24 protein-coding genes are annotated in these 26514 nt (G+C 69.9%); 7 read left to right on the forward strand and 17 right to left on the reverse strand.

Annotated elements, in window-relative coordinates; translation table 11 throughout:
• Positions 1 to 133 precede the first annotated feature (133 nt).
• A complete protein-coding gene (locus ABZS64_RS05370; protein WP_355823452.1) occupies positions 134 to 538 on the reverse strand; it encodes an ATP-binding protein in 405 nt (134 codons plus the stop codon).
• 124 nt (positions 539 to 662) lie between these two features.
• The gene (locus ABZS64_RS05375; RefSeq protein ID WP_355823455.1) at positions 663 to 1817 is read right to left on the reverse strand and encodes an adenosine deaminase; all 1155 of its coding nucleotides are present in this window, start codon (positions 1815 to 1817) and stop codon (positions 663 to 665) included.
• Between the two features lie 262 nt (positions 1818 to 2079).
• Between ABZS64_RS05375 and ABZS64_RS05380 the strand changes: the two genes are divergently transcribed.
• Positions 2080 to 2760, forward strand: a complete 681-nt coding sequence (locus tag ABZS64_RS05380) for an alpha/beta hydrolase (RefSeq protein WP_355824085.1) — start codon at positions 2080 to 2082, stop codon at positions 2758 to 2760.
• A gap of 17 nt (positions 2761 to 2777) precedes the next feature.
• Here the strand turns inward: ABZS64_RS05380 and ABZS64_RS05385 are convergent, their stop codons facing one another.
• A complete protein-coding gene (locus ABZS64_RS05385; protein WP_355823458.1) occupies positions 2778 to 3731 on the reverse strand; it encodes a LysR family transcriptional regulator in 954 nt (317 codons plus the stop codon).
• 62 nt (positions 3732 to 3793) lie between these two features.
• Here ABZS64_RS05385 and ABZS64_RS05390 point away from each other — a divergent pair, with 62 nt between their 5' ends.
• From ABZS64_RS05390 to ABZS64_RS05400, 3 genes are all read left to right on the forward strand, one after another.
• Positions 3794 to 5062: an MFS transporter gene (locus ABZS64_RS05390; RefSeq protein WP_355823460.1), complete on the forward strand. Its 1269-nt coding sequence runs from the start codon at positions 3794 to 3796 to the stop codon at positions 5060 to 5062.
• 96 nt (positions 5063 to 5158) lie between these two features.
• A complete protein-coding gene (locus ABZS64_RS05395) occupies positions 5159 to 5848 on the forward strand; it encodes a L,D-transpeptidase family protein (RefSeq protein ID WP_355824088.1) in 690 nt (229 codons plus the stop codon).
• Positions 5849 to 5916: 68 nt separating this feature from the next.
• Positions 5917 to 6915 (forward strand): sigma-70 family RNA polymerase sigma factor, encoded by a 999-nt coding sequence (locus tag ABZS64_RS05400; RefSeq protein WP_355823463.1) that lies wholly within the window; start codon positions 5917 to 5919, stop codon positions 6913 to 6915.
• Here the strand turns inward: ABZS64_RS05400 and ABZS64_RS05405 are convergent.
• The 3 genes from ABZS64_RS05405 to ABZS64_RS05415 all read right to left on the reverse strand — a co-directional run bounded on the left by ABZS64_RS05405 (position 6912) and on the right by ABZS64_RS05415 (position 9271).
• On the reverse strand, positions 6912 to 7196 hold the full coding sequence (locus ABZS64_RS05405; RefSeq protein WP_355823466.1) for an STAS domain-containing protein: 285 nt from the start codon (positions 7194 to 7196) through the stop codon (positions 6912 to 6914). The genes ABZS64_RS05400 and ABZS64_RS05405 overlap by 4 nt on opposite strands.
• A 156-nt stretch (positions 7197 to 7352) precedes the next feature.
• Positions 7353 to 8816, reverse strand: a complete 1464-nt coding sequence (locus ABZS64_RS05410) for an MFS transporter (RefSeq protein WP_355823469.1) — start codon at positions 8814 to 8816, stop codon at positions 7353 to 7355.
• Positions 8813 to 9271 carry a carboxymuconolactone decarboxylase family protein gene (locus tag ABZS64_RS05415; RefSeq protein ID WP_355823472.1) on the reverse strand — a complete coding sequence of 153 codons (459 nt, stop codon included), beginning with the start codon at positions 9269 to 9271 and terminating at the stop codon, positions 8813 to 8815. The genes ABZS64_RS05410 and ABZS64_RS05415 overlap by 4 nt, the downstream gene beginning before the upstream one ends.
• Before the next feature lie 92 nt (positions 9272 to 9363).
• Between ABZS64_RS05415 and sigJ the strand changes: the two genes are divergently transcribed.
• Positions 9364 to 10251 (forward strand): RNA polymerase sigma factor SigJ, encoded by an 888-nt coding sequence (gene sigJ, locus ABZS64_RS05420; protein WP_355823475.1) that lies wholly within the window; start codon positions 9364 to 9366, stop codon positions 10249 to 10251.
• Between the two features lie 76 nt (positions 10252 to 10327).
• Here the strand turns inward: sigJ and ABZS64_RS05425 are convergent, their stop codons facing one another.
• The 11 genes from ABZS64_RS05425 to ABZS64_RS05475 all read right to left on the reverse strand — a co-directional run bounded on the left by ABZS64_RS05425 (position 10328) and on the right by ABZS64_RS05475 (position 23750).
• Positions 10328 to 11605, reverse strand: coding sequence for a thymidine phosphorylase (locus ABZS64_RS05425; protein ID WP_355823478.1), 1278 nt, complete (start codon positions 11603 to 11605; stop codon positions 10328 to 10330).
• 112 nt (positions 11606 to 11717) lie between these two features.
• On the reverse strand, positions 11718 to 12125 hold the full coding sequence (locus ABZS64_RS05430; RefSeq protein WP_355823481.1) for a cytidine deaminase: 408 nt from the start codon (positions 12123 to 12125) through the stop codon (positions 11718 to 11720).
• Positions 12122 to 13393: an ABC transporter permease gene (locus tag ABZS64_RS05435; protein ID WP_355823484.1), complete on the reverse strand. Its 1272-nt coding sequence runs from the start codon at positions 13391 to 13393 to the stop codon at positions 12122 to 12124. The genes ABZS64_RS05430 and ABZS64_RS05435 overlap by 4 nt, the downstream gene beginning before the upstream one ends.
• Complete coding sequence (locus ABZS64_RS05440; RefSeq protein ID WP_355823486.1) at positions 13390 to 14496, reverse strand: ABC transporter permease; 1107 nt, start codon at positions 14494 to 14496, stop codon at positions 13390 to 13392. Before ABZS64_RS05440 ends, ABZS64_RS05435 begins: the two co-directional genes overlap by 4 nt.
• Entirely contained in the window at positions 14493 to 16064 is a 1572-nt protein-coding gene (locus ABZS64_RS05445; RefSeq protein ID WP_355824091.1) for an ABC transporter ATP-binding protein, read from the reverse strand. Before ABZS64_RS05445 ends, ABZS64_RS05440 begins: the two co-directional genes overlap by 4 nt.
• A gap of 219 nt (positions 16065 to 16283) precedes the next feature.
• Positions 16284 to 17330 (reverse strand): BMP family ABC transporter substrate-binding protein, encoded by a 1047-nt coding sequence (locus ABZS64_RS05450; RefSeq protein WP_355823489.1) that lies wholly within the window; start codon positions 17328 to 17330, stop codon positions 16284 to 16286.
• Positions 17331 to 17597: 267 nt separating this feature from the next.
• Positions 17598 to 18821 carry an amidohydrolase gene (locus tag ABZS64_RS05455; RefSeq protein WP_355824094.1) on the reverse strand — a complete coding sequence of 408 codons (1224 nt, stop codon included), beginning with the start codon at positions 18819 to 18821 and terminating at the stop codon, positions 17598 to 17600.
• 174 nt (positions 18822 to 18995) lie between these two features.
• Positions 18996 to 20078, reverse strand: coding sequence for a hypothetical protein (locus ABZS64_RS05460; protein ID WP_355823492.1), 1083 nt, complete (start codon positions 20076 to 20078; stop codon positions 18996 to 18998).
• A gap of 57 nt (positions 20079 to 20135) precedes the next feature.
• Positions 20136 to 21059 carry an N-acetylneuraminate synthase family protein gene (locus ABZS64_RS05465; protein ID WP_355823495.1) on the reverse strand — a complete coding sequence of 308 codons (924 nt, stop codon included), beginning with the start codon at positions 21057 to 21059 and terminating at the stop codon, positions 20136 to 20138.
• A 13-nt stretch (positions 21060 to 21072) separates the two neighbouring features.
• Positions 21073 to 22374: an N-acylneuraminate cytidylyltransferase gene (locus ABZS64_RS05470; protein WP_355823498.1), complete on the reverse strand. Its 1302-nt coding sequence runs from the start codon at positions 22372 to 22374 to the stop codon at positions 21073 to 21075.
• A 50-nt stretch (positions 22375 to 22424) separates the two neighbouring features.
• Entirely contained in the window at positions 22425 to 23750 is a 1326-nt protein-coding gene (locus ABZS64_RS05475) for a DUF6716 putative glycosyltransferase (RefSeq protein WP_355823500.1), read from the reverse strand.
• Between the two features lie 187 nt (positions 23751 to 23937).
• Here ABZS64_RS05475 and ABZS64_RS05480 point away from each other — a divergent pair, with 187 nt between their 5' ends.
• Both ABZS64_RS05480 and ABZS64_RS05485 read left to right on the forward strand, forming a co-directional pair.
• Entirely contained in the window at positions 23938 to 24918 is a 981-nt protein-coding gene (locus ABZS64_RS05480; RefSeq protein ID WP_355823503.1) for a glycosyltransferase family 2 protein, read from the forward strand.
• Complete coding sequence (locus ABZS64_RS05485) at positions 24918 to 26243, forward strand: polysialyltransferase family glycosyltransferase (RefSeq protein WP_355823506.1); 1326 nt, start codon at positions 24918 to 24920, stop codon at positions 26241 to 26243. Before ABZS64_RS05480 ends, ABZS64_RS05485 begins: the two co-directional genes overlap by 1 nt.
• Positions 26244 to 26514 lie beyond the last annotated feature (271 nt).

Consider the following 26514-nt stretch of genomic DNA (forward strand, 5'->3'; position numbering starts at 1 on the left):
AATGGCACGAATACCCCTTCGTGGGGCGCGTTGTTGGCAGGGAACGATCGCGCGCGCTGGACTGCATTGAGCGGAACGCCTGGCTCGACGTGGACCCCACTTCCTGACGTACGGAGTACGTCAGCAGCAGCCGTCAGCCCCCGAGACCGGGCAGACCGGGCAGACCGGGCACACCGCCGCCGACCGGCAGGCTGCCGGCGCCGACCGGCAGACCGCCGAGCAGGCCGGAGACCGGGTCGGCCCCGTCGGCGCCGGGCAGCACCTTGGTGGCCGCAGCCTGGACGGTGGCCGGCAGCGTGGCGGGGCTGTCGGCGAGACTGCTCGTGAGGGCAGTCTGACCGCCCGCGAGCGACTCCGGCACGCCCGCCGGGAGCTTCGTGAGGGCCTCCTGGACCGGCGCGACACTGGTGACGGTGTCCAGCGAGGTGGCGGAGTCGGGGAGGTTGGCGGGCGCGGCGGATGCGGTGCCCGCGGCGGCAGCGGCGAAGGCGGCACCGAGAGCGGCGACACCGAGAGTCTTGGCAGCAGACTGCTTCATCAGGGATGAGTCCTTGGGACGGGGATATGAGCGGCTATGCAAGCTAGCCAGCCCCGCTCTGCGGCTGCAAACACCTGGAAGCGGCCGAGTGTTGACGTTCCCGGCCGCTTCGGTGTACCCGCCCTCAGCCCTCACCGAGGGAAGAATCGCTGGTCGTGGCGGTTTGCCGGAACAACCATTCGGATTTCAACTCGGCGTAACCGGGCTTGATGACGTCATTGATCATCGCCAGCCGTTCGTCGAAAGGAATGAATGCCGACTTCATCGCATTGACGGTGAACCACTGCATGTCGTCGAGCGTGTATCCGAAAGTCTCGGTCAGCAGCTCGAATTCGCGGGTCATGCTGGTGCCGCTCATCAGCCGGTTGTCGGTGTTGACCGTCGCCCTGAAGTGCAGTCTGCGCAGCAGTCCGATGGGGTGCTCTGCATATGAAGCGGCCGCTCCGGTCTGCAGATTGGAGGTCGGGCAGAGCTCGAGCGGGATGCGCTTGTCCCGTACGTACGCGGCGAGGCGCCCAAGCTTCACAGCGCCGTCGTCGGAGACCTCGATGTCGTCGATGATCCGCACCCCGTGCCCGAGCCGGTCGGCGCCACACCACTGGAGTGCCTGCCAGATCGACGGCAGCCCGAAGGCTTCCCCGGCGTGGATGGTGAAGTGGTTGTTCTCCCGCTTCAGATACTCGAAGGCGTCGAGGTGGCGGGTGGGCGGGAAGCCCGCCTCCGCGCCCGCGATGTCGAAGCCGACGACGCCCAAGTCGCGGTAGCGGTTGGCGAGTTCGGCGATCTCCAGGGCGCGGGCGGCGTGCCGCATCGCGGTCAGCAGGGCGCCGACGCGGATGCGGTGACCGCTCTCGCGGGCCCGTCGCTCGCCTTCGCGGAAGCCCGCGTTGACGGCCTCGACGACCTCTTCCAGGGAGAGCCCGGCCTCCAGATGCTGCTCGGGCGCGTACCGCACCTCCGCGTACACGACGCCGTCCTCGGCGAGGTCCTGCGCGCACTCGGCGGCGACGCGGACCAGGGCGTCGCGGGTCTGCATGACGGCGCAGGTGTGTGCGAACGTCTCCAGATAACGCTCCAGGGAGCCGGAGTCGGCAGCCTCACGGAACCAGATGCCGAGCTTGTCGGGCTCGGTCTCGGGAAGCGCCTCATAGCCCGTCTCGCGGGCGAGTTCGATGATCGTGCCCGGACGCAGCCCGCCGTCGAGGTGATCGTGGAGGAGCACCTTCGGAGCGCGGCGGATCTGGTCCGCGGTGGGCGTGTTGAGGGTCTGGCTCGTCATCTGCGCACTCTAGCCCCTACGCGCGTAGAGGGCGCTGTGTCGATACGTAACAGTGACCGTGCGTACGGGTGGAGTACACCTGTCCTTCTGAGACTGTTCTGCCATGGCAGACCACGCACTCCCCCTGTGGTGGGGGCGTCCGGAAGGCGCGGCGGCAGCGACGGTGGCAAGGGAAGCACGAGGGAACCGGACTCCGGCGAGCGCACGGCTGGGCCGGGCGGCGGGCGGACGCGCATTCGCCGCGGACTCGGCGGTGGGCGGGGTGGTGCTGGTCCTGCCGGACGGAGAGCCCGAGTCGGTACGCAGACCCTCACCGCTGTCGTACGCGGCCGCACTGCCGCTAGGCCGCACGCTGGCCCGCGCGGGCCGCACGGACGGCCTGGCGGTGCACGCGGTCCACTACCGCTGCCGCGGCTGGAACGGACCGGACGCGCATCTGGCGGCGGACGCGACATGGGCGGTGGACGAGGTGGTACGCCGCTACGGCGACGTCCCGGTCTGCCTCACGGGCCATGGCATGGGCGGCCGGGCGGCCCTCCACGCCGCGGGCCACCCGGCCGTCAACTCGGTCCTAGCGATGGCGCCTTGGCTGCCGGAGGACGACATGGCGGCCACACCGGAGCCGGTGAAACAGCTGGTGGGACGCCAGGTACTGATCGTGCACGGCACGAACGACGCGCGCACGGACCCGGAGCTGTCGTACCGCCTCGCGGAACGCGCGAAGAAGACGAACCGCGACACGTGCCGCTTCGAGGTCCACTCGGACGGCCACGCGCTGCGCCAGCACCATGAGGAAGTCCAGGCACTGGCGGCGGATTTCGTCCTGGGCGCGCTCTTCACCCGCTCCTACGCCCGCCCGGTCGCCGACGCCCTCGCGGCACCGCCCCCACTGGGCCTCCGCATGCCCCTGGCGGCGGGCTTCGGCCGCTCCCTGCGCCCCTGAGAACGGCCCCCGGGGCGTCAGTCCGGCAGCAGATGCCCCCGCCGCGACAGCAGGAACCTCTTGAACGCCGCCACCGGCGCCGTGTCCGGGTGCCCGTCCAGCCACGCCACCCCGATCTCCCGCACCGCCCTCGGCGCCGTCACCGTCAGTTCGACGACGCCCGGGCGGGCCACCGCGGGGGGTGGGAGAAGGGCCACCCCGAGGCCCGCCGCCACCAGGCCGCGCAGGGTCTCCGCCTCCTCGCCCTCGAAGGCCACCCTCGGCGTGAAGCCCGCCTCAGCGCACAGGTCGTCCGTGATGCGCCGCAGGCCGTAACCGGGTTCGAGGGTCACGAAGGTTTCGTCCGCCGCCTCCGCCAGGCGGATGCGCTTGCGGCCCGCCAGCCGGTGGTCGTCCGGGACCACAAGTCGCAGCCGCTGTTCGTCCAGGCGGCGCGCGACCAGGTCCGGGGCGTCCGGGACCGGTGAGGTCAGGCACAGGTCGAGGTCTCCGGCGCGAAGGCGTTCGATCATCGCCTCGCCGTAGTTCTGGACGAGGGTGAAGCGGATACGGGGGTGATCCGCCCGGAAGGCCCGGATCAGGCCCGGCACCGTCTCGGAGCCCATCGTGTGGAGGAAGCCGAAGGCCACCTTGCCGGACGCCGGATCCGCGTCCGCCTGGACCGACTCCGCCGCCCGCTCCACCTCCGCGAGCGCGCGCTCCACGGACGTGAGGAAGGTCCGGCCCGCCGGGGTCAGCGAGACCGTACGGCCCTTGCGGGCGAAGAGCGTGACGCCCAGGTCCTCTTCGAGGCGGACGATCGCCCGCGACAGCGTGGACTGGGGCACGCCCATCTCCTGCGCGGCACGCGTCACGTGCTCGTGCCGGGCCACCCCCGCGAAGTACGCGAGCCGCGGAGCGAGCAGCAGCGCGATGTCTTCTTCGTAACTACTCGGTGACAGCCGCGCCCGTGAGCTGTGTTGATGCACCATGGGAACGATTATCGCCATTCCATGCATTGGACGCATGAAATATGGCGGCCTACGTTCGATACATGCCTCCTGCCAGTACCAAGGCGTCCACCACCACCGTGGACGCCCGCACCGACGACCGTCTGACGCCCTCCTCCCCCGGCTACCGCCGCATGAGCTTCGCGCTCTTCGCCGCCGGAGTGGCCACCTTCGCCCTTCTCTACTCCACGCAGGCGCTGCTGCCCGCCGTCTCCGCCTCCTTCGGCGTGAGCGCGAGCGCCGCCAGCTGGACGGTCTCCGCAGCCACCGGCGCGCTCGCCCTGTGCGTGCTGCCGATGAGCGCACTCTCCGAGCGCTTCGGGCGGCGCTCCGTGATGACCGCATCGCTCGCGGTCGCCGTCGTCGTCGGGCTGCTGGTGCCGTTCGCGCCGAGCCTCGAGTGGCTGGTGGCGCTGCGCGCAGTGCAGGGTGCGGCGCTCGCCGGTCTGCCGGCCTCGGCCATGGCGTATCTGGCGGAGGAAGTACGCCCCAAGGCGCTGGTCGCCGCGATCGGCCTGTTCGTCGCGGGCAACAGCATCGGCGGCATGAGCGGCCGGATCGTCACCGGCTGGGTGGCCCAGCTCTGGGGCTGGCGCGCGGCGCTCGCCGCGGTCGGCGTGATGGCGGTGGTGTGCGCGCTGGTCTTCCGCGCACTGCTCCCCAAGGCCCGCCATTTCACGCCCGGTTCGCTCAACCCGAAGGCTCTTGCCCAGACTGTCCGCGGCCATCTCGCCGACCCGCTGCTGCTGCGCCTCTACGCGATCGGCGCGCTGTTCATGACCGTCTTCGGCGCGGTCTACACGGTGATCGGCTACCGGCTGGTCGAGGCGCCCTTCAACCTCCCGCAGGGCATCATCGGCTCGATCTTCCTGGTCTACCTCGTCGGCACGGTGTCGTCCGCCGCCGCGGGCAAGCTGGTCGCCCGTCTGGGCCGCCGCGGCGCGCTGTATCTCGCGGTCACCACCACCGCCGCGGGTGTGCTCCTGTCGCTGGCGGACTCGCTGCCCGCCGTACTGCTCGGCCTGGTCCTGATCACCGCGGGCTTCTTCGCGGGCCACGCGGTCGCCTCGTCCTCGGTCAGCCGTACGGCGAAGACGGGCCGCGCCCAGGCCTCCGCGCTCTACCAGTCCGCGTACTACCTGGGCAGCAGCGCGGGCGGCACGCTCGGCGCGATCGCGTTCCACTCCGGCGGCTGGGCGGGCACGGTTCTGCTGGGTCTGCTCGCGGTTCTCGGCGTCGTGTCGATCACGCTGTACGGGACCCGGGTGGCCCGCGCCGAGCACCGGCTGGTTCTCGCCACGGCCCAGCGCTGAAAACTCCTGAAACAAACACTGAAATCAGTACAACTCCAACTCCCCGACGTGTGTCAAACCGGCAGACACGAAGGGGAGTTGGTGGCTGTGAAAGCGATGAACGGGAGACGAGCAGGCGTCGTGCTCGGCCTGACCGGTCTGGTGGTTCCGCTGACGGCGGCACTGGGCAGTGCGCCCGCGGCGGCGGCGTCGTGCACGACGTCCACGGGCCCGTACCAGCGGCAGGTGGAGAAGTTCCTGGGCCGCCCGGTGGACGGCAGGCAGTCGCCGGCCGACTGCCAGGCGATACGGACCTTCCAGGGCTGGCACGGCATCAAGCCGACCATCGGATATGCGGGCGAGATCACCTGGCGCACGATGAACACGATCCTCCAGCAGCGTGCGGCCGGAAAGACACCCAACAAGGCGGGCAGGTGCCCGACCAACAAAGGCCGTATCGCCTGCGTGGACCTCACGCGCCAGCTGACCTGGATCCAGGACGGCGCGAAGCTGAAGTACGGCCCGGTGCCGGTGCGTACGGGCAAGAACGGCACCGAGACGCGGACCGGCGCGAAGAAGATCTACTGGCGGAGCATCAACCACTGGTCGACGCTCTACAACGTACGGATGCCGTACTCGCAGTTCTTCGACGGCGGACAGGCATTCCACTCGACCACGAAGTCGATGTACAACCCTCCGGGCTCGGGCGGTTGTGTGAACATGCGGCCCGCGGACGCAAAGGCATACTGGAATCTGCTGAAGAACGGCGACGACGTCTACGTCTACGGGCGCAAGCCCGGAACCTGACCCCCATTGTCAGTCCGCTCCTGTAGGTTCCGAAGGGCTGGTGCCGATGGGCGACAGGGGTGGACCCGATGAGTGATCTGGCAACGACGAAGGATCTCGATTCCCAGCTGGAGCAGTACCGGCGGGAGCTGACCGGCTACTGCTACCGCATGCTGGGCTCCGCCTTCGAGGCGGAGGACGCCGTCCAGGACACGATGGTCCGCGCCTGGCGGAATTTCGAGAAGTTCGAGGGGCGCTCGTCCCTGCGCTCCTGGCTCTACCGCATCGCGACGAACGTCTGTCTGGACATGCTGAACGCAGGCAATCGCCGCGCCCGCCCGATGGATCTCACCGCTCCCACCCCGGTGGCCCAGGCACAGCTCAACTCCCGCCCGGAGATCACCTGGCTGGAGCCGGTGCCCGACGGGCGGGTGCTGCCCTCGGTCGCCGACCCGGCCGAGACTGCGGTGGAGCGCGAGACGATCCGGCTGGCGTTCGTCGCAGCGCTGCAGCATCTGCCGCCCAAGCAGCGGGCGGTGCTGATCTTGCGCGAGGTGCTGGCCTGGAAGGCGAGCGAGGTGGCCGAACTGCTGACCACCTCGGTCGCCTCGGTCAACAGCGCGCTGCAGCGGGCGCGGGCGACGCTCGCCGAATCGGAGCCGTCCTCGGCAGACTCGGCCGACCCGCTCGACGACGAGCAGCACAAGCTCCTCGACCGCTATGTCGCCGCCTTCGAGGGGTACGACATGCAGGCGCTGACGGCGCTGCTCCGCGAAGACGCGACCATGTCCATGCCGCCCTACGACCTGTGGCTGCGCGGCCACGACGACATCGTGGGCTGGATGCTCGGCGTCGGCGAAGTCTGCCGGGGCTCGAAGCTGGTCCCGACCGTGGCCAACGGCTCGCCGGCGTTCGCGCACTACCACCCCAGCCAGACGGGCGAGGGGTACGAGCCGTGGGCGCTCATCGTCCTGGAGATCAGGAACGGCATGATCGGCGGGATGGACTTCTTCCTGGACACCAAGCGGTGGTTCCCGCTGTTCGAGCTGCCGGCGCGGCTGGACGGGGAGGGCGCGGCCGCGGACTAGGCGACGACCTCGCCGAAGCCCACCAGATCGAGCAGCGCCCGCAGCTCCGGCCCGGCATTGCGCAGCCGGATCCGGCACCCCAGCCGCCGGGCGGTGAGCTGCAGACGTGCGAGAGCGTTCACGGCGGCCAGGTTGGCATGGGTGAGCTCACCGACATCACAGATCACCTCGGTGGCCTCGCTGCAGCTGAGCCGCGCGCCCAACTCCTCGCACAGGCGCGGCACATCGGCCGGCGACACTCGCCCGGCGATGCGCACAAGAATCGGCTCTGTGGCGTCCACACGGGAGAGACTGCCCCTGCGGGCAGAACTCATCGCGATACCCGGCCTTCGGCCCATGACCCACCTTCCCGTCCCTTCGTAGGGGCGGATATGCCCTGCTCTGTGGACCGTCCGGCGGGGCGAATCTCATCGGCGCACACTTCGTCGGCTCGCGGCTCATCGGCTCGACGCCTTCCTGCCGCGCGGCATCAGCGCCATCACCAGAAGCAGCGCCGCGGAGCCAAGGCACGCGGCCGCGAGGAATGCGTCATGGTTGGCCGCCGCCTGGGCGTCCCGCAGCAGGATCGGGTCGCCGCCCGCCGAGGCCAGATCCGAGCCGAGCCCGCTGTAGGCGATGGTCGCGACGACGGCGAGACCGAGCGCTCCACCCGCCTCCTGGCTGGTGTTGATGAGCCCGGCGCCCACGCCCGCCTCCTCGTCGCTGATCCCGACGAACGCGGCGATCTGGAGCGTTACGAAGACCATGCCGCAGCCCAGTCCGAGGGCCAGGAACGCGGGCAGGATGTCGAGCGCATAGCGACCGTCGGCCGGTGCGCGCCAGAGCAGCAGCAGACCTGACACCGTCACCACCAGGCCGCTGATCAGCACGGGCCGCGCCGCCACCTTGGTGATCAGGGCCGAGGCGATGCCCGCGCCAACGGCGACCGAGACGGCGAGCGGCACATAGGCGAACCCGGCCTGCATCGGGGAGTAGCCGTAGACCTGCTGCATGAAGAGGCTGGCGAAGAAGAACAGCGCGCCGAAGGTGCCGAAGACCAACACGGCGGAGAGATTCGCGGTGCGCATCGTCGTCAGCCGGAAGATCCTGAGCGGCATCATCGGGGACGCGACGCGGGCCTCGATCACCAGGAAGACCGCCAGCAGTACGGCCACACCGGTCAGGCTGCCGATCGTACGAAGCGTGCCCCAGCCGACCGTGGTGGCCTCGCCGAGGGTGAAGATCAGCAGGAGCAGACCGGCCGTGAGGGTCACCGCTCCGGCCGTGTCGAACGGGCGGCGGCGTTCCTCCGCCCGACTCTCGGGGACCATACGCGGCGCCAGCAGCGCGGCACCCAGGCCGATCGGCACATTGATCCAGAAGATCCACTCCCATCCTGGCCCGTCGGCGAGCACTCCGCCGAGGATGACGCCGGCGATCGACGCGATGCCCGAGAGTGAGCCCCAGATGCCGAGCGCCTTGTTGCGTGCGGGGCCTTCGGCGTAGGTGCTGGTCAGCATCGAGAGCGCGGCCGGGGCGATGAGCGAGGAACCGAGGCCCTGGAACCCTCGGGCGGTGATCAGCATGGCGCCGCTTGTGGCGAGGCCAGACGCCAGGGATGCCAAGGCGAACACGATCAGACCGGCGCGGAGCACGCTGCGGCGTCCGAACGTATCGGCCAGGCGCCCGCCGAGCAGCAGGAATCCGCCGAGCACGGTCGAGTAGGCCGTGACGATGTACTCCAGGCTGACGTCGGACATGCCGAGACCGTCCTGGATGGACGGCAGTGCGAGGTTCACGATCGACACATCGAGAAAGACCATGAACTGGGCTATGCAGACGAAGGCCAGGATCACCCCTGGCGCGGCGGACGCGCTGGTCCGGGGCGGGCTGATCGTTGAGGTCGAGTCGGGTGCGTTCATGACGTCACCGGGGCCGCGGGCTGGCGGGTGGTGGTCATCAGGCGGTGCCACAGGTTTCCCAGGCCGATCGCCAGCAGCAGACCGGCGAGTTGCTGCTCGTCGTAGTGCCGGGCGGCCTCGTCCCAGATCGTGTCCGGGACCGCGTCGGCCCGGTCGCCGAGCCGGGTCGCGGCCTCGGCCAGGGCGAGGGCGGCCCGCTCGGCATCGGTGAAGTACGGGGCCTCCCGCCAGGCCGCCACCGCGAAGACCCGCTCGTCGCTCTCGCCGGACTGCTTGAGGTCGGCGGCATGCTTGCTCACGTTCCAGGCGGAGCCGTTGATCTGGCTCGCGCGCAGATGGACGAGGTTGAGCGTGGCCTCCGGCACGCCCGTCCTCGTTACCGACGCACCCAGCGCGATCAGGGCCGGAAGGGCGTCGGGTACTGCCGTCGCCGGGTTGGTCATACGTGCATGCATGGTCGTCTCCAGAGTCCTGGGGCCGTGCTTGTCACATCGGCCCGGTCTGTTACGTCACCGCACTGACGGACAGCGACAAAGGGATGTGACCGATGGACGGCAACGAATTTCTGGCGGAGCGATTCGAGGCCCACCGCACCCATCTGCGGGCGGTGGCGTACCGGATGCTCGGCTCGCTGAGCGAGGCGGACGACGCCGTACAAGAGGGCTGGCTGAGGCTCAGCCGCTCCGACACCAGCGAGATCGAGAATCTGGGCGGCTGGCTGACGACGGTGGTCGGCCGGGTCTGTCTGGACATGCTGCGGACGCGCATGTCGCGGCGTGAGGAGCCGCTGGAGCCGCCGGCCGTGCACCTGCCCGATCCGATCGTCAGCAGCGCGGACAGTGTCACGCCGGAGCACCAGGTGCTGCTCGCGGATTCGGTCGGCCTCGCGCTGCTCGTCGTACTGGAGACCCTGAGCCCGGCCGAGCGGCTCGCGTTCGTCCTGCACGACCTGTTCTCGGTGCCCTTCGACGAGATCGCGCCCATCGTCGGGCGTACCCCGACGGCCGCCCGGCAGCTGGCCAGCCGCGCCCGGCGCCGGGTGCAGGGGGCGGCCCCGGCCGTCGACACCGATCCCGCGCGTCAGCGCGAAGTGGTCGACGCGTTCCTGACCGCGGCGCGCGGCGGCGACCTCGAGGCGCTCGTCGCGGTCCTCGACCCCGATGTCGTGGCACGGTCCGACGCCGGTGATCTGCGCCCGGGGGCGGTGGTCCGTGGTGCTCGGGCCGTGGCCGGGCAGGCTCTCACGTTCGCGCGGCTGGCCGCGGTCGCCCGGCCCGCGCTCGTCAACGGCACTTTGGGAGTCGTCGCGGCTTCGCAGGGGCGGCCGGTCTCGGTCATGGCGTTCACCATCGCGCACGGAAAGATCGTCGAGATCAATATCCTCGCCGACCCCGAGCGTCTGGCCCGGCTCGATCTGACGGTTCTCGGCGACTGACCACCGGCTGACCGCCCGCACAGCGAAAACGGGACCGGTGGCGAGCCACCGGTCCCGTTCTGTACGGAAGATTGCGTCAGGCGATACGGTCCAGCACGATCGGGTTCGCGGTGAACTCCGTGCCCGCCGGAGCGATGTCGTACGCCGCCTTCAGCGAGTCCAGCGCGTAGTCGAACTTCGCAGGGGTGTCCGTGTGCAGGGTCATCAGCGGCTGACCCGCCGTCACCTGCTCGCCCGGCTTGGCGTGCAGCTCGACGCCCGCGCCCGCCTGCACCGGGTCCTCCTTGCGGGCGCGGCCCGCACCCAGGCGCCAGGCGGCGATGCCGACGTCGTACGCGTCGAGGCGGGTGAGCACACCGGAGGCGGGAGCTGTCACCACATGCTGCTCACGGGCGACCGGGAGCGTGGCGTCGGGGTCGCCGCCCTGGGCAGCGATCATGCGGCGCCAGACGTCCATCGCGGAGCCGTCGGCGAGGGCCTTCGCGGGGTCGGCGTCCTTGATTCCGGCCGCGTCCAGCATTTCGCGGGCCAGCGCCAGGGTCAGCTCGACGACATCGGCGGGGCCGCCGCCCGCCAGTACCTCGACGGACTCGCGGACCTCGAGGGCGTTGCCCGCGGTGAGGCCGAGCGGGGTGGACATGTCGGTGAGCAGCGCGACGGTCTTCACTCCGCTGTCGGTGCCCAGCGCGACCATGGTGGAGGCCAGTTCGCGGGCGTCCTCGATGGTCTTCATGAAGGCGCCGGTGCCGACCTTGACGTCCAGGACCAGCGAGCCGGTGCCCTCGGCGATCTTCTTCGACATGATCGAGGAGGCGATCAGCGGGATGGCCTCGACGGTGCCGGTGACATCGCGCAGCGCGTAGAGCTTCTTGTCCGCGGGGGCCAGGCCGTCGCCCGCCGCGCAGATCACGGCGCCGGTGGTGTCCAGGACGTGCAGCATCTCCTCGTTGGAGAGCAGCGCGCGCCAGCCGGGGATGGACTCCAGCTTGTCGAGGGTGCCGCCGGTGTGGCCGAGTCCGCGTCCGGACAGCTGCGGTACGGCGGCACCGCATGCGGCCACCAGGGGCGCGAGCGGCAGTGTGATCTTGTCGCCGACGCCGCCGGTGGAGTGCTTGTCGGCGGTGGGGCGGGACAGCGCGTCGAAGTTCATGCGCTCGCCGGAGGCGATCATCGCGGCGGTCCAGCGGGCGATCTCCGTGCGGTTCATGCCGTTCAGCAGGATCGCCATCGCCAGCGCCGACATCTGCTCGTCGGCGACCTCACCACGCGTGTAGGCGTCAATGACCCAGTCGATCTGCTCGGGGCTCAGCTCGCCCCGGTCCCGCTTGGTGCGGATGACGGAGATGACGTCCATGGAATTCCTCCAGAGTGGCTCAGAGTCGCTCTACGCGCATAGAGAAAGGGTAGGGGTACGGCCCTTCCGCCGGAGCGGAAGGGCCGCGAAGTGCCAGGGCCTGTCGTTCGGATCAGGCCTGGCGCAGATGCCCCGGCCCGAAGGCCTGCGGCAGCATCTCGGAGAGCGGGAGCACCCCTTCCGGGGTCTGCAACAGCAGCTCGGGGCCGCCGAATTCGTACAGCAGCTGACGGCACCTGCCGCACGGGACCAGGATCTCGCCCCGGCCGTTCACACAGGTGAAGTGGGTCAGCCGGCCGCCGCCGGTGGCCTGGAGCTGGGAGACCAGACCGCACTCCGCGCACAGGCTGAGCCCGTACGAGGCGTTCTCGACATTGCAGCCGATCACTGTGCGGCCGTCGTCGACGATCGCGGCCACGCCGACCGGGAAGCCCGAGTAGGGAGCGTACGCACGGGACATGGCCTCGCGCGCCAGCTCGCGCAGAGCGTCCCAGTCGAACTCCCGGGCGGCGGTGGTCACTTGCCCTGCCCCCTCTTGTACGGCATGCCGTCGGCCTTGGGCATCCGGAGCCGTTGCGCGGACAGCGCCAGGACCAGCAGCGTGGTGACGTACGGCGCGGCGTCCACGAACTGGCTGGGCAGCAGGTCGGTCAGCGCGTACCAGGCGTACAGGCCGCCGGCCACGGCCAGGCAGATCGCGGCCTGCCAGTGCTTCTTCTTGTACAGCTGCCAGGCGAAGGCCAGCACCAGCAGGATCGCCAGCAGCAGAAGCATGGCGTGGACGTTCTCGGCGCCGCCGCGCAGCTTGAGGCTGTCGGTGAAGCCGAAGAGTCCGGCGCCCAGCGCCGTGCCGCCGGGCATCCAGTTGCCGAAGATCATCGCGGCGAGACCGATGTAACCACGGCCGCCGGTCTGGCCTTCCTGGTAGATGCCGGTGGAGACGATGACGAGGAAGGCGCCGCCGAGTCCCGCCAGGCCACCGGAGACGAGAACGGCGATGTACTTGTACTTGTAGACGTTGACGCCGAGGGATTCGGCGGCGACGGGGTTCTCACCGCAGGACCGCAGCCGAAGACCGAAGGCCGTACGCCACAGCACCCACCAGGTACCCGGGATCAGCAGCACCGCCACGATGGTCAGCAGCGACAGGTTGGTCACCAAGCCGCCGAGCGCACCGGCCAGGTCGGAGATGAAGAACCAGTGCCTGGCCTGCAGGTCCGCCAGCCAGTCCGAGAGTCCCGGAATGGTGATGTCGTAGATCTGGTCGATGCGCGGGGACTGCCTGGAGGAGCCGCCCTCGGCCTCGGCGAACGTGAAGTTCGACATGTAGCGGGTGGCACCGACGGCCAGGATGTTCACGGCCACACCGGAGACGATGTGGTTGACGTTGAACGTGACCGTCATGACCGCGTGCAGCAGACCGCCGAGCGCGCCGCCGACGATGCCCACCAGGACACCGGTCCACGGGCCCCACTGGTAGCCCGCCCAGGCACCGAACCAGGTGCCGAGGATCATCATGCCTTCGAGGCCGATGTTGACCACACCGGCCCGCTCGGCCCACAGGCCGCCGAGTCCGGCGAGGCCGATCGGCACGGCCAGCTGGAGGGCGCCCGCGACCTGACCGACGGAGGTGAGGTCGTTCGCGCCGCTGACCTCACGGACCAGCGAGAACAACGCGAGGCCGCCCGCGATGATCAGAAGGATCACGGGCAGGGACAGCTTGCGGCGTCCGCCGCCCTTCTTGGGCGCGGTGGACACCATCGAGACGGTGCTCGTGGACTCGCTCATGCCGCGACCTCCTCACTCTTCTTGGCCTGCGCGGCAAGCTCCTCGCCGACCTTCTGCTGCTGTCGGCGAAGCCCGTACTGGCGCACGAGCTCGTAGGACACGACGACCGCGATCACGATCAGGCCCTGCATGATCGTGGCGATCTCCTTCTCGTAGCCGTGCTGGTCCAGCTCGGACGAGGCCTTGTCCAGGAACGAGAGGAGCAGTGCGGCGAAGAAGATGCCGATCGGGTTGTTGCGGCCGAGCAGGGCGATGGTGATGCCCGTGAAGCCGACACCGACCGGGAAGCTCAGGCTGTACGTGTGCGTGTCGCCCAGCAGCAGCGGCAGACCGGCCAGTCCAGCGACCGCGCCGGAGATCAGCATGGCGGTGAGGATCATCTTCTTGGCGTCGACGCCGCTCGCCTGGGCGGCGGACTCGCTGGCGCCGGTGGCGCGCAGGTCGAAGCCGAAGCGGGTGCGGTTGAGTACGAACCAGTAGACGATGCCCAGCGCGAAGGCGACGAACGTGAATCCGTAGATGGTTCCGCCGTCGACGTCCAGGCCCGGGAACCAGCCGGACTCGGGGATCTCACCCGTGGTCAGGTCGTTGGAGCCGGGCAGCTGCACACCGAGGTTGGCGGGCAGGATCATCCAGGCGATCAGGCTGGTGGCGATCGCGTTGAGCATGATCGTGGAGACGACCTCGCTGACGCCGCGGGTGGTCTTCAGAACGCCCGCGATACCGGCCCAGACGGCTCCGACGGCCATCGCGACGAGCACGATCAGCAGGATGTGGATCGGGCCGGGCAGGTCGACGCTGGCACCGACGACGGCGGCGAGCATCACCGCGAGGCGGTACTGACCGTCCACACCGATGTTGAACAGATTCATCCGGAAGCCGATGGCGACGGCGAGTGCGGCCAGGTAGTACGTACCGGTCGTGTTGACGATGTTGACCTGTACGTCGGTGAACTGGGCCGTGTCGTACATGATTTTGTACGGCTCGATCGGATCACGGTCCGAGACGAGCAGCACCACCGAGGTGAGCGCGAAGGCCACGACCAGCGCGAGCGCCGGGCCGGCGATGCCCAGCAGGAGCCGGTCCTTGTCGAACTTCTTCATCGGCCCTCACCGTTCTCAGGCTGCTCGTGTGCTTCGAGGTGGCCGGTGGCAGCTCCGGTCATGGCCGAGCCCAGCTCCTCCGGGGTGATCGTGGCGGGGTCGGCGTCCGCGACCAGCCGGCCCCGGTACATCACCCGCAGGGTGTCGGAGAGCCCGATGAGCTCGTCCAGGTCGGCTGAGATCAGCAGCACCGCGAGACCCTCGCGGCGCGCCTCGCGGATCTGGTCCCAGATCGCGGCCTGCGCGCCGACGTCCACACCACGGGTGGGGTGGGCGGCGATCAGCAGCTTGGGACTGTGGCTCATCTCGCGGCCGACGATCAGCTTCTGCTGGTTGCCGCCGGAGAGGGAGCCCGCGGTGACCTCGATGCCGGGGGTGCGGACGTCGTACTCGCGCACGATCCGCTCGGTGTCCTTGCGGGCCGCCTTGAGGTCGAGCAGGCCCCGCTTGCTGTTGGGCTCCTCGGTGACATGGCCGAGGATGCGGTTCTCCCAGAGCGAGGACTCAAGGAGCAGACCGTGCCGGTGGCGGTCCTCGGGGATGTAACCGATGCCGCCCTCGCGGCGCTTGCGGGTCGGCGCGTGCGAGATGTCGTCGGAGTCGAGCGCGATGACACCCCCGTCCGGGATGCGCATCCCGATCAGGGTCTCGATGAGCTCGGTCTGGCCGTTGCCCTCGACACCGGCGACACCCAGCACCTCACCCTTGTGAATGGTGAAGTTGATGCCCGCGAGGACCTCGCGGACGACACCGTCCGGGTCGGTCACGGTCAGCTTCAGGTCGGAGACCTGCAGCATCGGCACATCCGTCACCGTCGACTCACGGGTCTCCGGCGAGGGCAGTTCGCTGCCGACCATCAGCTCGGCGAGCTGCTTCGTCGTGGTGGTGTGCGGGTCGGCGGTACCGACCGTCGTGCCGCGGCGGATGACCGTGATCTCGTCGGCGACCTTCAGGACCTCGCCCAGCTTGTGCGAGATGAAGATGACGGTGAGACCCTCGGCCTTGAGGTCGCGCAGATTGTCGAAGAGCGCGTCGACCTCTTGCGGGACGAGCACGGCGGTCGGCTCGTCGAGGATCAGCGTGTGGACGCCGCGGTAGAGGACCTTGAGGATCTCCACGCGCTGGCGGTCGGCAACGCCGAGGTTCTCGACCAGGGTGTCGGGGCGCACGTTCAGGCCGTACGCCTCCGAGATCTCCTGGATCTTCTTACGGGCCCGGGCGCCGATGCCGTACAGCTTCTCGCCGCCGAGAACGACGTTCTCCAGCACGGTGAGGTTGTCGGCCAGCATGAAGTGCTGGTGGACCATGCCGATGCCACGCGCGATGGCGTCGGCCGGGCTGGAGAAGGTGACCTGGTCGCCGTCGACGGTGATGGTGCCCTCGTCCGGCTTCTGCATGCCGTAAAGGATCTTCATCAGGGTCGACTTGCCGGCACCGTTCTCACCGACGAGGGCGTGCACGGTGCCCTTTTGGACGGTGATGTCGATGTCGTAGTTGGCGACGACGCCGGGGAAGCGCTTGGTGATGCCGCGCAGTTCTACGGCGGCAGGAGGGCTGGACGCGTTGATGACGCACTCTCCTTGGCGGGAAAGGTGCCTGGAGGGCAGGCGGGACGGGCTGTGGGAATGCGGGCAGGGGCGGGGCGAAGTTATCGCGTCACAGCGAGCTCTACGCGCGTAGCACAGGCGAATAACAAAAACCGGTGGCCAGAACCCGGCCGGGGTCCGGAGAGGCGGCGGTGTGCCGCCCTCTCCGGACCCGTGGGCCTTCGGTCCTGGCGCGCCCGATTACGGAGCGGTCTTGACCTTGATGGTGCCGGCGATGATGGCGGCCTTGGCCTTCTCCACCGCAGCGGTCACGTCGGTCATCTTGGTGTAGGCCGGGTTGGAGGCGGCCAGGCCCACGCCGTCCTTGTCGAGGCCGTAGCGGACTTCACCGGACTGCGGCTTGCCGTCCTTGACCGACTTGATCACGTTGAACACTGCGTCCGAGACATCCTTCGTCACCGAGGTGAGGATGGAGTTCTTGTAGGCCGCGAGACCCTTCTGGTTGTACTGGTCCGAGTCGACGCCGATGGCCCACTTCCCGGCCTTGGAGGTCGCCTCGATCGCGCCGGAGCCCGCCAGACCGGCGGCGGCGTAGATCACGTCGGCGCCCGCGTCGAGCTGGCCCTGAGCGGCGGCCTTGCCCAGGTCGGGCTTGGAGAAGCCACCGAAGTCCGGCGGCTGCGTCAGGTACTGGACCTTGACGTTGACGTTCTTGTTGGTGTCCTTGACGCCCTGGACGTAGCCCGCCTCGAACTTCTTGATCAGCGGGGTCTCGACGCCGCCGATGAAGCCGACGGTGTTCGTCTTGGTCACCTTGGCGGCGGCGACGCCGGCCAGGTAGGAACCCTGCTCCTCGTTGAAGACCAGGTTGGCGATGTTCTTGCCGGTCTTGGAGGTGTCGTCGATGAGGCCGAAGGTGGTGTCCGGGAACTTCGGCGCGACCTGGGCGATGGCCGGGGCGTACGCGAAGCCGACACCGATGACCGGGTTGTTGCCGGCGCGGGCCAGCGAGGTGAGGCGCTGGACCTTGTCCGGGTCGCCCTCTCCCTCGGTGGGCTCCGCCTCGGTGCCCTTGATCTTGAGGTCCTTCTCGGCCTTCACCAGGCCGGCGTAGGCGGCGTCGTTGAACGACTGGTCGCCACGGCCGCCGATGTCGTACGCGAGGGCGGCCTTGCCGCCGTTGTCCGAGCTGGAGTCGGAAGACGATTTGCCGCCACACGCGGTGGCGGACAGCGCGAGAGCCGCGGACGCGATGCCCACGGTGGCGATCCTGGTGATCCGGCGCACTGAGGGGCTCCTTAAAACCTGACCGAAAGCGCCAGTTCCGGCGCTGGTTTCGCGGCGATCGTAACGCGCGTAGATGTCAGTTAAAGCCCTGTTCATGAGTCGTTATCGGATCGTCGCGAACAGGCCACGAGCTCCGCGCGCGGTAGCGGCTCGAGAACGCAAGCTACACCCGTCGAGCCGCCGCCCGGCCCAGTTACACGGGGCCGGGCAACGGATTCCTCGAAAGGCACCCGTGTGCGCGGCTGCTGTGCGCGCCCGTGTGCGCTTCTAACCCCGCTGTGCGTCCAGCAGCGCGGCGGCGGTGAAGAGCTCCACACCGACCTCGATCGCGCGCTCGTCGGCGTCGAAGTCACCGCGGTGCAGATCACGGCGCGTCGTGTCGCCGGGCGTACGCACGCCCAGTCGCGCCATCGCGCCCGGGACGTGCTCCAGGTACCAGGAGAAGTCCTCGCCGCCCAGGCTCTGTTCGGTGTCCTCGATTGCGTACGATCCGCGGCGCGCCGTCTGCGCATCGCGCAGCAGCTCGGTCACGACCGGGTCATTGACCACGGGCGGGACCCCGCGGATGTAGTTGATCTGCGACTTGGCCCGGTGCAGCGTGGCGATCTCGTCGATGGCCGCGTGCACCAGGTCGGGGGCCGCGCGCCAGCCCGGCAGATCCAGGCAGCGCACGGTTCCGGACAGTTCGGCGTGTTGCGGGATGACGTTGCAGGCGTGGCCCGCCTCGATACGGCCCCAGGTGACGGCGAGCCCCGAGCGGGCGTCGACGCGGCGGGCGAGCAGGGCGGGGACATCGGTGACGATCTTCGCGGCGGCGTTGACCAGGTCGGTGGTCAGATGCGGGCGGGCGGTGTGGCCGCCGGGGCCGTCGAGCGTGACCTCGAGGCGATCGCAGGCGGAGGTGATGGGCCCGGGCCGCAGCCCGATGAGGCCGGCGTCGACCCGGGGGTCGCAGTGAACCGCGATGATCTTGCCGACTCCGTCCAGCACGCCGGACTCCATGGCGTCGGGCGCGCCGCCGGGCAGGACCTCCTCGGCGGGCTGGAAGATCAGCCGGACCGGCTGGGGCAGGAGCCCCTGCCGGTCGAGCTCGGCGAGGACGAGCCCGGCGCCCAGGACCGTGGTGGTGTGTACATCGTGCCCGCAGGCGTGCGCCCGGTCGGGGACGGTGGAGCGGTAGGGCACCCCGGTCTTGGTGTCGGGGATGGGAAGCGCGTCGATGTCCGCACGGATCGCGAAAAGGGGACGTACGCCGTCCCAGTTCCCGATGTCACAGATGAGCCCGGTGCCGATGGAGAGCACGCGCGGCTTGAGGCCCGCCTGCTCCAGGCGCGCCTTGAGCGCGGCGGTCGTACGGAACTCCTGATTGCCGAGCTCGGGGTGCATGTGCAGGTCGCGGCGGAACGCGATGAGCTCGTCGCGCAGCGGCTCGGAGAGCGTGCCTGGCAGTACGGCTTCCCCGGGCAGATCGGCTTCGGACTCGCGGGACATCAGTTGGTTCACCTGTTGAAGAGTAGGCCCAGGCAGGGGTCAACTGACCACTGATCAACAAAAGTTCAGCCCGATAGGGGAAGGAAAGATGGCCACGAGGTGCATAGTTGCACTCTCGTGTGGGTAAGCTCACTCCTCTTCTCTACCGTAGCTCGACCGGCCCGAGACGGCCGCTCATGCCGGGGCCGGCAGCCGCTGGACATCGCGGGCCGTGCCCGTCACCCCCGCCAGAAAGCCCTGGGCCCGCGGGGACGCGGTGTCTCTGAGCCACTCCGGGGCGATGTCACAGACCGCGACCTTGATACCCGTACCCACGAGGGCGAGCGGCAGGGTGTGCACGACGGTGGACGGGAAGCTGAGTACCGTACGGCCGATCGGGCCACGGCGGGCGATCAGCTCCAGCGGCAGGTCCGGGCGGACGATCTCCAGGCCGGTTTCGACGGCGAGGCGGTGGAGCTTGTCCGTGCTCTCCCGGCGATGGGCGAAGTAGCGGGTTGCACCGTGCGTACGGGCCAGGGCGGCAACCGCTTCCACGTACTGGTCCGGGTCCACGACCCCCGTCTCCACCAGGGACGTGCCCACGAGGTCCGCGCCCCGGGTGATCTTGGGCGGGCCGAAGCGGGAGCGGGTCCAGGCGAAGCGGTTGGCCGTGACCGTGATCCCCGGCGGTGGCTCGACCGGCATCGAGGTGAAGACCTCGACCTGGCGGCTGCGGGAGGGCTTGAGCCTGCGGCGGGCCAGAAACGTGACCGGCGCGAGGACGAGTTCGCGGGGTCCCCGCCTGCCGCGCCGGTGCCAGCGCACCAGCTTCTCGCCGCGGGCGAGCTGTGCCACGAACTCCATCGTGGCGGTGCCGTCGTCGACGACGGTCAGATCCCGGCTGCCGACCATGGTCAGCAGCAGCTGTACGTAGCGCGAGAACGGGTCACCTATGACGATGCGCTCGGCCCTGTGGAGCATCGGGGCCAGCTCCCGCAGCGTCTTCAGCGGGGCCTTCGTCCCGCCGCGCGCCTCCTGCCAGCGCACCGTGAACCCCTCGTCGCGGGCCAGCTCCGCCATCCGGCGCAGCTGGCCCCGCGACATGGGGTCGGTGGGCGACAGGACGACCACCGTGAGATCGGCGACGGGCATGCGTGCCGCCGGGGCCGGGCCCGTCGGCTGCGCCGGGACCCCGTCCAGCCGCGCGCCGGGCCGGGTGTGGGCCCACTCCAGGACGTTCAGGAGCTGGACCGGACTCTCGACGAAAGCGAGATTCACGGACGATCACCTCGTGATACCTGGTCGGCCGGAAGACACGGCATGGCGGCGGACACGTCAGACCGCGGCCGGCTCACGGTCGCCCGTCTCGGCGACGACGCCCGCAACCCGGCGCAGCTTCTTCATCGGGGCGAGCTCGGACTCGTAGACCTTCTTGACGCCGTCGCCGAGCGCGGTCTCGATGGTGCGGATGTCGCGGACCAGGCGCTGCAGGCCGCCCGGCTCGACGGAGGCCGCCTGGTCGGAGCCCCACATCGCGCGGTCGAGGGTGATGTGGCGCTCGACGAACGCGGCGCCGAGGGCGACCGCGGCGAGCGTGGTCTGCAGGCCGGTCTCGTGGCCGGAGTAGCCGATCGGGACGTTCGGGTACTGGCCCTGCAGGGTGTTGATGACGCGGAGGTTGAGCTCCTCGGCCTTCGCCGGGTACGTCGAAGTGGCGTGGCAGAGCAGGATGTTGTCGCTGCCGAGCACCTCCACCGCGTGCCGGATCTGCTTCGGCGTCGACATGCCCGTGGAGAGGATGACCGTCTTGCCGGTGGCGCGCAGGGCGCGCAGCAGCTCGTCGTCGGTGAGCGAGGCGGAGGCGACCTTGTGGGCGGGGACGCCGAACTTCTCCAGGAAGGCGACGGCCTCGGTGTCCCACGGGGATGCGAACCAGTCGATGCCGCGCTTCTTGCAGTGCTCGTCGATCTGGCGGTACTCGTCCTCACCGAACTCCACCCGGTGGCGGTAGTCGATGTAGGTCATGCGGCCCCAGGGGGTGTCGCGCTCGATGTCCCACTGGTCGCGCGGGGTGCAGATCTCCGGGGTGCGCTTCTGGAACTTGACCGCGTCGCAGCCTGCGTCGGCGGCGGCGTCGATGAGCGCGAAGGCGTTGTGCAGGTCGCCGTTGTGGTTGATGCCGATCTCACCCGTGATGTAGACGGGGTGACCGGGGCCCGCGGTCTTGGTGCCGAGGGTGCGCAGACGGGACGTGCTCATGAGGGGTCGTTCCTTACTTCTCGGGGGAGTTGTGGGAGGTGGCAGGGGTGTGGGAGGTGTCGGGGGTGCTCTCAGGGGTGTTGAGCGTCGGGCCGAGGAGCCAGGAGGCGATCTCACGGATCGCCCCCTCGCCGCCACGCGTGGAAGTGACGGCGCGCGCCGCGGCACGTACGGAGCCGTGCGCACTCGCGACGGCCACGGGCCAGCCGACGAGGTTGAAGCACGGAAGGTCGTTGACGTCGTTGCCGGCGTAGAGCACTCGGTCGGGGGCGATCCCGTGCTCCTCGCACCACTGCTTGAGTGCGAGGTCCTTGCGGTCGATGCCGTGCAGGACCGGGATCCCGAGCTTGCGGGCGCGGGCGGCGACGACCGGGTTCTGCTCGGTGGACAGGATGAGCAGTTGCAGACCCGCCTTGCGCAGATGCGCGATACCGAGGCCGTCGCCGCGGTGCACGGCGACCGTCTCGTGGCCGTCCGCGTCGATCCAGACGCGGTCGTCGGTCTGGGTGCCGTCGAAGTCCAGGACGACGGCGTCGACATCCTCGCGCGTGGGCTGCACGGGGGTGTCGAGGAGCGGTGCGAGCGCGCGGGCCCGGGCCAGGTCGTGCGGGTCGTCGACTTCGAGGACGCGCGCGGGGTCGGTGCGTACGAGCGCGGTGCGGCCGAAGAAGCGGTGCCCGGCATCCCGGAAGCCGGTGGCGGACATCGCGTACGCGGCCCCCGTCTCCAGGAAGTCCTGCGGCCGGTCCTGGCGGCGCGGCCGGAAGGACGCGTCGTGGTTGACGCCGTATCCGGAGGCGCGGGAGGTGTCGACGAGCAGCGCGGTGGAGCCGCCGACGCGCTGGGCGCCGATGGCTGCCGAGCCGACGTCGCTCTCGTCCTCGCGCCAGACGAAGCCGTGGAAGGGGGCCACGGTGACCGCGCTGTCCGCGCCGCCCTCGATGACCGCGGACGCGACGCCCTCGACGTCATCGCGGGTGAGGAAGGGGCTGGTGCACTGGACGAGCAGGACCACGTCCACCGGCCTGCCGTGCATCGCCTCGTGGGCGTCCATGGCGTGCAGCACGGCGGCTTCGCTGGTGGCGGTGTCCCCGGCGATCGCGGCGGGACGCAGGACCACGTCGGCGCCCGCGTTGCGGGCTGCGGCCGCGATGTCCGCGTCGTCCGTGGAGACCACCACATCGGTGACCAGGCGGGAGGCAAGGCTCTCGCGCACCGCGCGGGCGACGAGCGGCACGCCGGCGACGGGGGCCAGGTTCTTGGCCGGTACGCCCTTGGAGCCGCCCCGGGCGGGAATGACGGCAAGAACGGTCATCTGAGCTCCTGGGTACGGGAGTTGAGAGGTGGCGCTCGCGCGGGCGGCCGTCACAGCTCGCCCATCCGGCGGATGACGGGGGCGACGCGCTGCACGCCGTGGCGGTACGCGCCGCGCGCCGCGTTCCGTACGGCGTCGCGCACCACGCGCCGTACGCCGCTGATCTCTGCCCTGGGGGCCGCGCCCGGCAGCGGGGTGCCGTCGGGGGCCAGGTGGTGGCGGGCGAGGATGCCGGGCAGGTAGCCGGGCGCGGTGGCGGGGGTGTAGTACGGCGCGATCGGCGGGAGTTCGGGCTGCTCGAGCAGCTCGGCTACGCGCTTGCGGGCTGCGTCGAAGGCCGTGTCGTACGCACCGTCGGCGGCGACGCCCTGCCGCGCCAGCCAGTCCTGGTCGGGGGCCGGACGGTGGCCGCCGTCGAGCTGGTCCCAGGAGGTCAGCAGCCCGGAGCCGAGGAAGTGGTGGTTGCCGAGCGCCTCGCGCACGCCCAGGTCGCTGAGGACCGCGGTGGGGACGCTCCGGTGCAGGGACTCCAGCGCGGCCGTCGATGACACCGTCACCAGCAGGTCGGTGCGGTCGAGTACCTCGCCCATGTGCCCGTACACCAGGCGGAAGTTGGGCGGCAGCCCGCCGGGCAGCCTGTCGGCGAGTTTCTGGTACGGCAGCTCTTCGAGGTGCGTGGTGTGCTCGCCCGGCCTGGAGCGCAGCTTCAGCAGCACCTCGCGGTGCGGGTGGAGCCTCGCGTGCTCGACGAGCCTGCGCAGAAGATAGGTGCGGTCGGCGCGGGACTCGGGCACGGAGGGCTGGGCTGCGAAGACGACAGTGTCGCGGCCGTCCTGTGCCTCGTAGGGCGCGCCGCCGAGGAAGGGCAGCGCGGCCTCGGTGACGGACGAGGCATCGGCGCCCACGCCCTCGTACACCGCGCGGAAACGGTCGGCGTCGTGCCGGGAGTTGGCGAGGACGACATCCGCGCCGTGCCGCAGCAGCAGGCCGTCGGCGAGCTTTTCGTATACGACGCCGACATAGCCGGTGACGACGACGGGCCGCTCGGTCAGGTCCAGCGCGGCGAGTCCGTGGAGCATCGCCTGGACCGCGCCGCCGACGAGGGCGAGCACGACCACGTCGTACTGCCCGTCCCGTATCGCCTGCAGAAACTCGTTCCCGGTGACCTCGCGCAGCTCGTCGGCGCTCACTTTGACCTCGGCGAGCTGGCGGGCCGTGGGAGTGGCCCGGCCGCGCAGCAGAAAGCCGCTCAGCTCGACGGAGTTTGTTGCGTCCTCCGGCGCGATACGGCGCGCTGTGAGCGCGCCCCACTTCCACCGGGTGTCGGAGTCGGCGAGCACGGCGACCCGTACGGCCTCACTGGTACTTGATGGCACGCCGAGGACGTTAGAAAGGCATTCCGTTTGACGGCCCAACTCGACCGCAACAGATGGTTAACAGCGTGTCGACGGATGGCGAAAAAGCCCGGGAATCAAGCTGGTTAACCATTCCGCCATTCTTCGTTCACCCATCATCTCTCCCAGGGTCAGGGCGAATGCCGGGTGGCGACCTAGCCTCACGCGGGTGGTTAAGCTCTCCGTCATCGTGCCGTTCTACAACGTGCAGACATACGCGCCCGACACCCTCAGAAGCCTCCAGGCGAACGCCCGCGAGGACTTCGAATTCCTGCTTGTCGACGACTGCTCGACGGACGGGACGCCGGAGATCCTCGAGCGCGCGGAGCGCGAGGTTCCGGGGGCCCGGCTGCTCAGACATGAACAGAACGGCGGGCTCGCCACCGCACGGAACACCGGCCTCGACGCCGCGAGCGGGGAGTACCTCACCTTCCTGGACGGCGACGACTGGCTGGCGCCCGGCCACTACGAGACGCTGCTCACGGCCATCGAGGAGCTCGGCTGCGACTTCGTCCGCACCGACCACGTCCAGTGCACGGCAAGGGCCCGCACGGTCCATCGCGTCCCGGTCGGCCGGCGCGGCGAGGTACTGCGGCCGCGTGACGCGATCCTGCCGGCGGACCGGTCCACCGGCGTCGACTACCCGATGGCATGGGCGGGGATGTACCACCGTCGGCTCGCGGAGCGCGGTCTGCTGCACTTCACGGACGGGCTGCGCACCGCGGAGGACCGGCCGTGGATCTGGCGGCTGCACCGCGAGGCGGAATCCTTCGCCGCGATCAGCCACTTGGGGATCTTCTACCGACGCGGCGTTGCATCATCCCTGACACAAATCGGTGACATTAGGCAGCTGGATTTCATCCGCGCATTCGACCAGGTGCTCGAAGAAACGGCGAAGGATCCCGATTCCGCTCAGCTGCTCCCGAAAGCCGTACGAACGTACTGTGCCGTTATTTCCCACCACCTGGGATCAGTAGAGAGGTTCGAACCCGCAGTGGCGCGGAAATTGCGTGCGATGAGCGCGGCGGCGCTGAAGCGGATGCCGCAAGACATTCTGAAGGAAGCCCTCGACTCGATGGACTCCGAACGTGCGTCAAGGCTGCGCAGGCTGCGGCGCCGCCCCTCTCTCTCCACGGAGGCCGCGGCCTGATGCGTACGACCCAGATCTTCTACGCGTCCTCGTTGTACGGGGCCGCCACGCTGGCCGCTGCGATCGACAGCGGCTGCTTCGCAACCGCGGACCGGCGCCTGCTCCTGGTCGCCAACAACGCGACGACGCCGGAGACTTCGCCCCCGCTCGATGCGATGCCCGGCTTCGAGCAGCTGCGCGGCCGCTTCGACGGGGTGCTGTCCTGGAACGATGCCATCGCCCCCTTCCATCCGGGCGGGTGGTCACCGCGCCCGGACGACATCCCGCTGTGGGAGCGGTATCTGCGGATGCTGTGGGACCTCGGCGACGACCGGATCGAGCTGACGGTCGAGTCCATCCAGGTCACCCCGGCGCTGGCGATCGCGCAGCTCTTCCCGGACGCCAAGCTGGACGTGTACGCGGACGGCCTGATGAGCTACGGCCCCACCCGCAACAAGATCGACCCGCTGGTCGGTGAGCGGGTGCGCACGCTCTTCCATCTGGACCTCGTACCGGGCCTGAAGCCGCTGCTGCTCGCGGAGTTCGGGGCGAAGCCGCAGGTCGTGCCCACGGAGGCCTTCGTCAAGGTCGTCGCCGAACTCGCCGACACCGTCACGGACCTGCCGTCCGTCGAGGACGCGGGCGACGGTCCGGCCCTGCTGCTCGGCCAGTATCTCGCGGCGCTCGGCATCATCACGCACGAGGAGGAAGAGGCCCTGCATGTGCGGATGGTGCGGGGCGCGGTCGCTCTCGGCCACCGGCGGATCGTATTCAAACCGCACCCCACCGCACCCGCGTCCTGGACGCGCGCGCTGGAGCGCGAGGCGGAGGCGCTCGAGGCGGAACTGACCATCCTGGACAGGCCGCTGATCGCCGAGGCGCTCTACCGTCAGCTGCGGCCCGCCCTGGTGGCGGGCTGTTTCTCGACCGCGCTCTTCACGGCGAGCACCTTCTACGGCATCCCCGTCGCCAGGATCGGCACGGAGCCGCTGCTCGACCGGCTCACGCCGTACCAGAACAGCAACCGGATCCCGGTGACGATCGTCGACGCGCTGCTCCCGGACCTGGCGCAGGGCGAGTCGGGGGCGCCCAAGGAGGCGGACGAGACGTTGACGGGCCTGCTCAGCGCGGTCGGCTTCGCGATGCAGCCGCAGGTGCGGCCGGATCTGCGGGCGGCGGCGGTGGCGTACCTCGGCCGCCACCTGGACTCGCGCACCCTGCGCTACTTCAAGCGGCGCAGGCTGACGGTGCTGGGGCTGCCGGGCGGTATCCCGGTGCCGCGGAACGCGGCGGTGCGGCGGGTGGTGCGAAGGGCGCGCCGCCTGAAGCGGGTTGCGCTGGGCTGAGGTTCCCCCGGGGGCTCCGCCCCCGGACCCCAGCGCCTCAATCGCCGGCGGGGCCAGTCACCGGGGTCGCGGATGACCGCGGGCCTTCCGCCGGGGCTCTGCCCCGGACCCCAGCGCCTCAATCGCCGGCGGGGCCAGTCACCGGGGTCGTGGTGAGCGTGGGCCAGGGGGCGTTGGTGGTTTCTGCCCGGTAGGTGGCTTCGCGGGCGAACCGCAGCGGCCGGTCGTACCGGGGCCCGGGGCGGAGCCCCGGTTCGGGAAGGGACGGGGA

The organism is Streptomyces sp. NPDC005408, from assembly GCF_040606445.1.
In the GTDB taxonomy this organism is placed as follows: Bacteria; Actinomycetota; Actinomycetes; order Streptomycetales; family Streptomycetaceae; genus Streptomyces.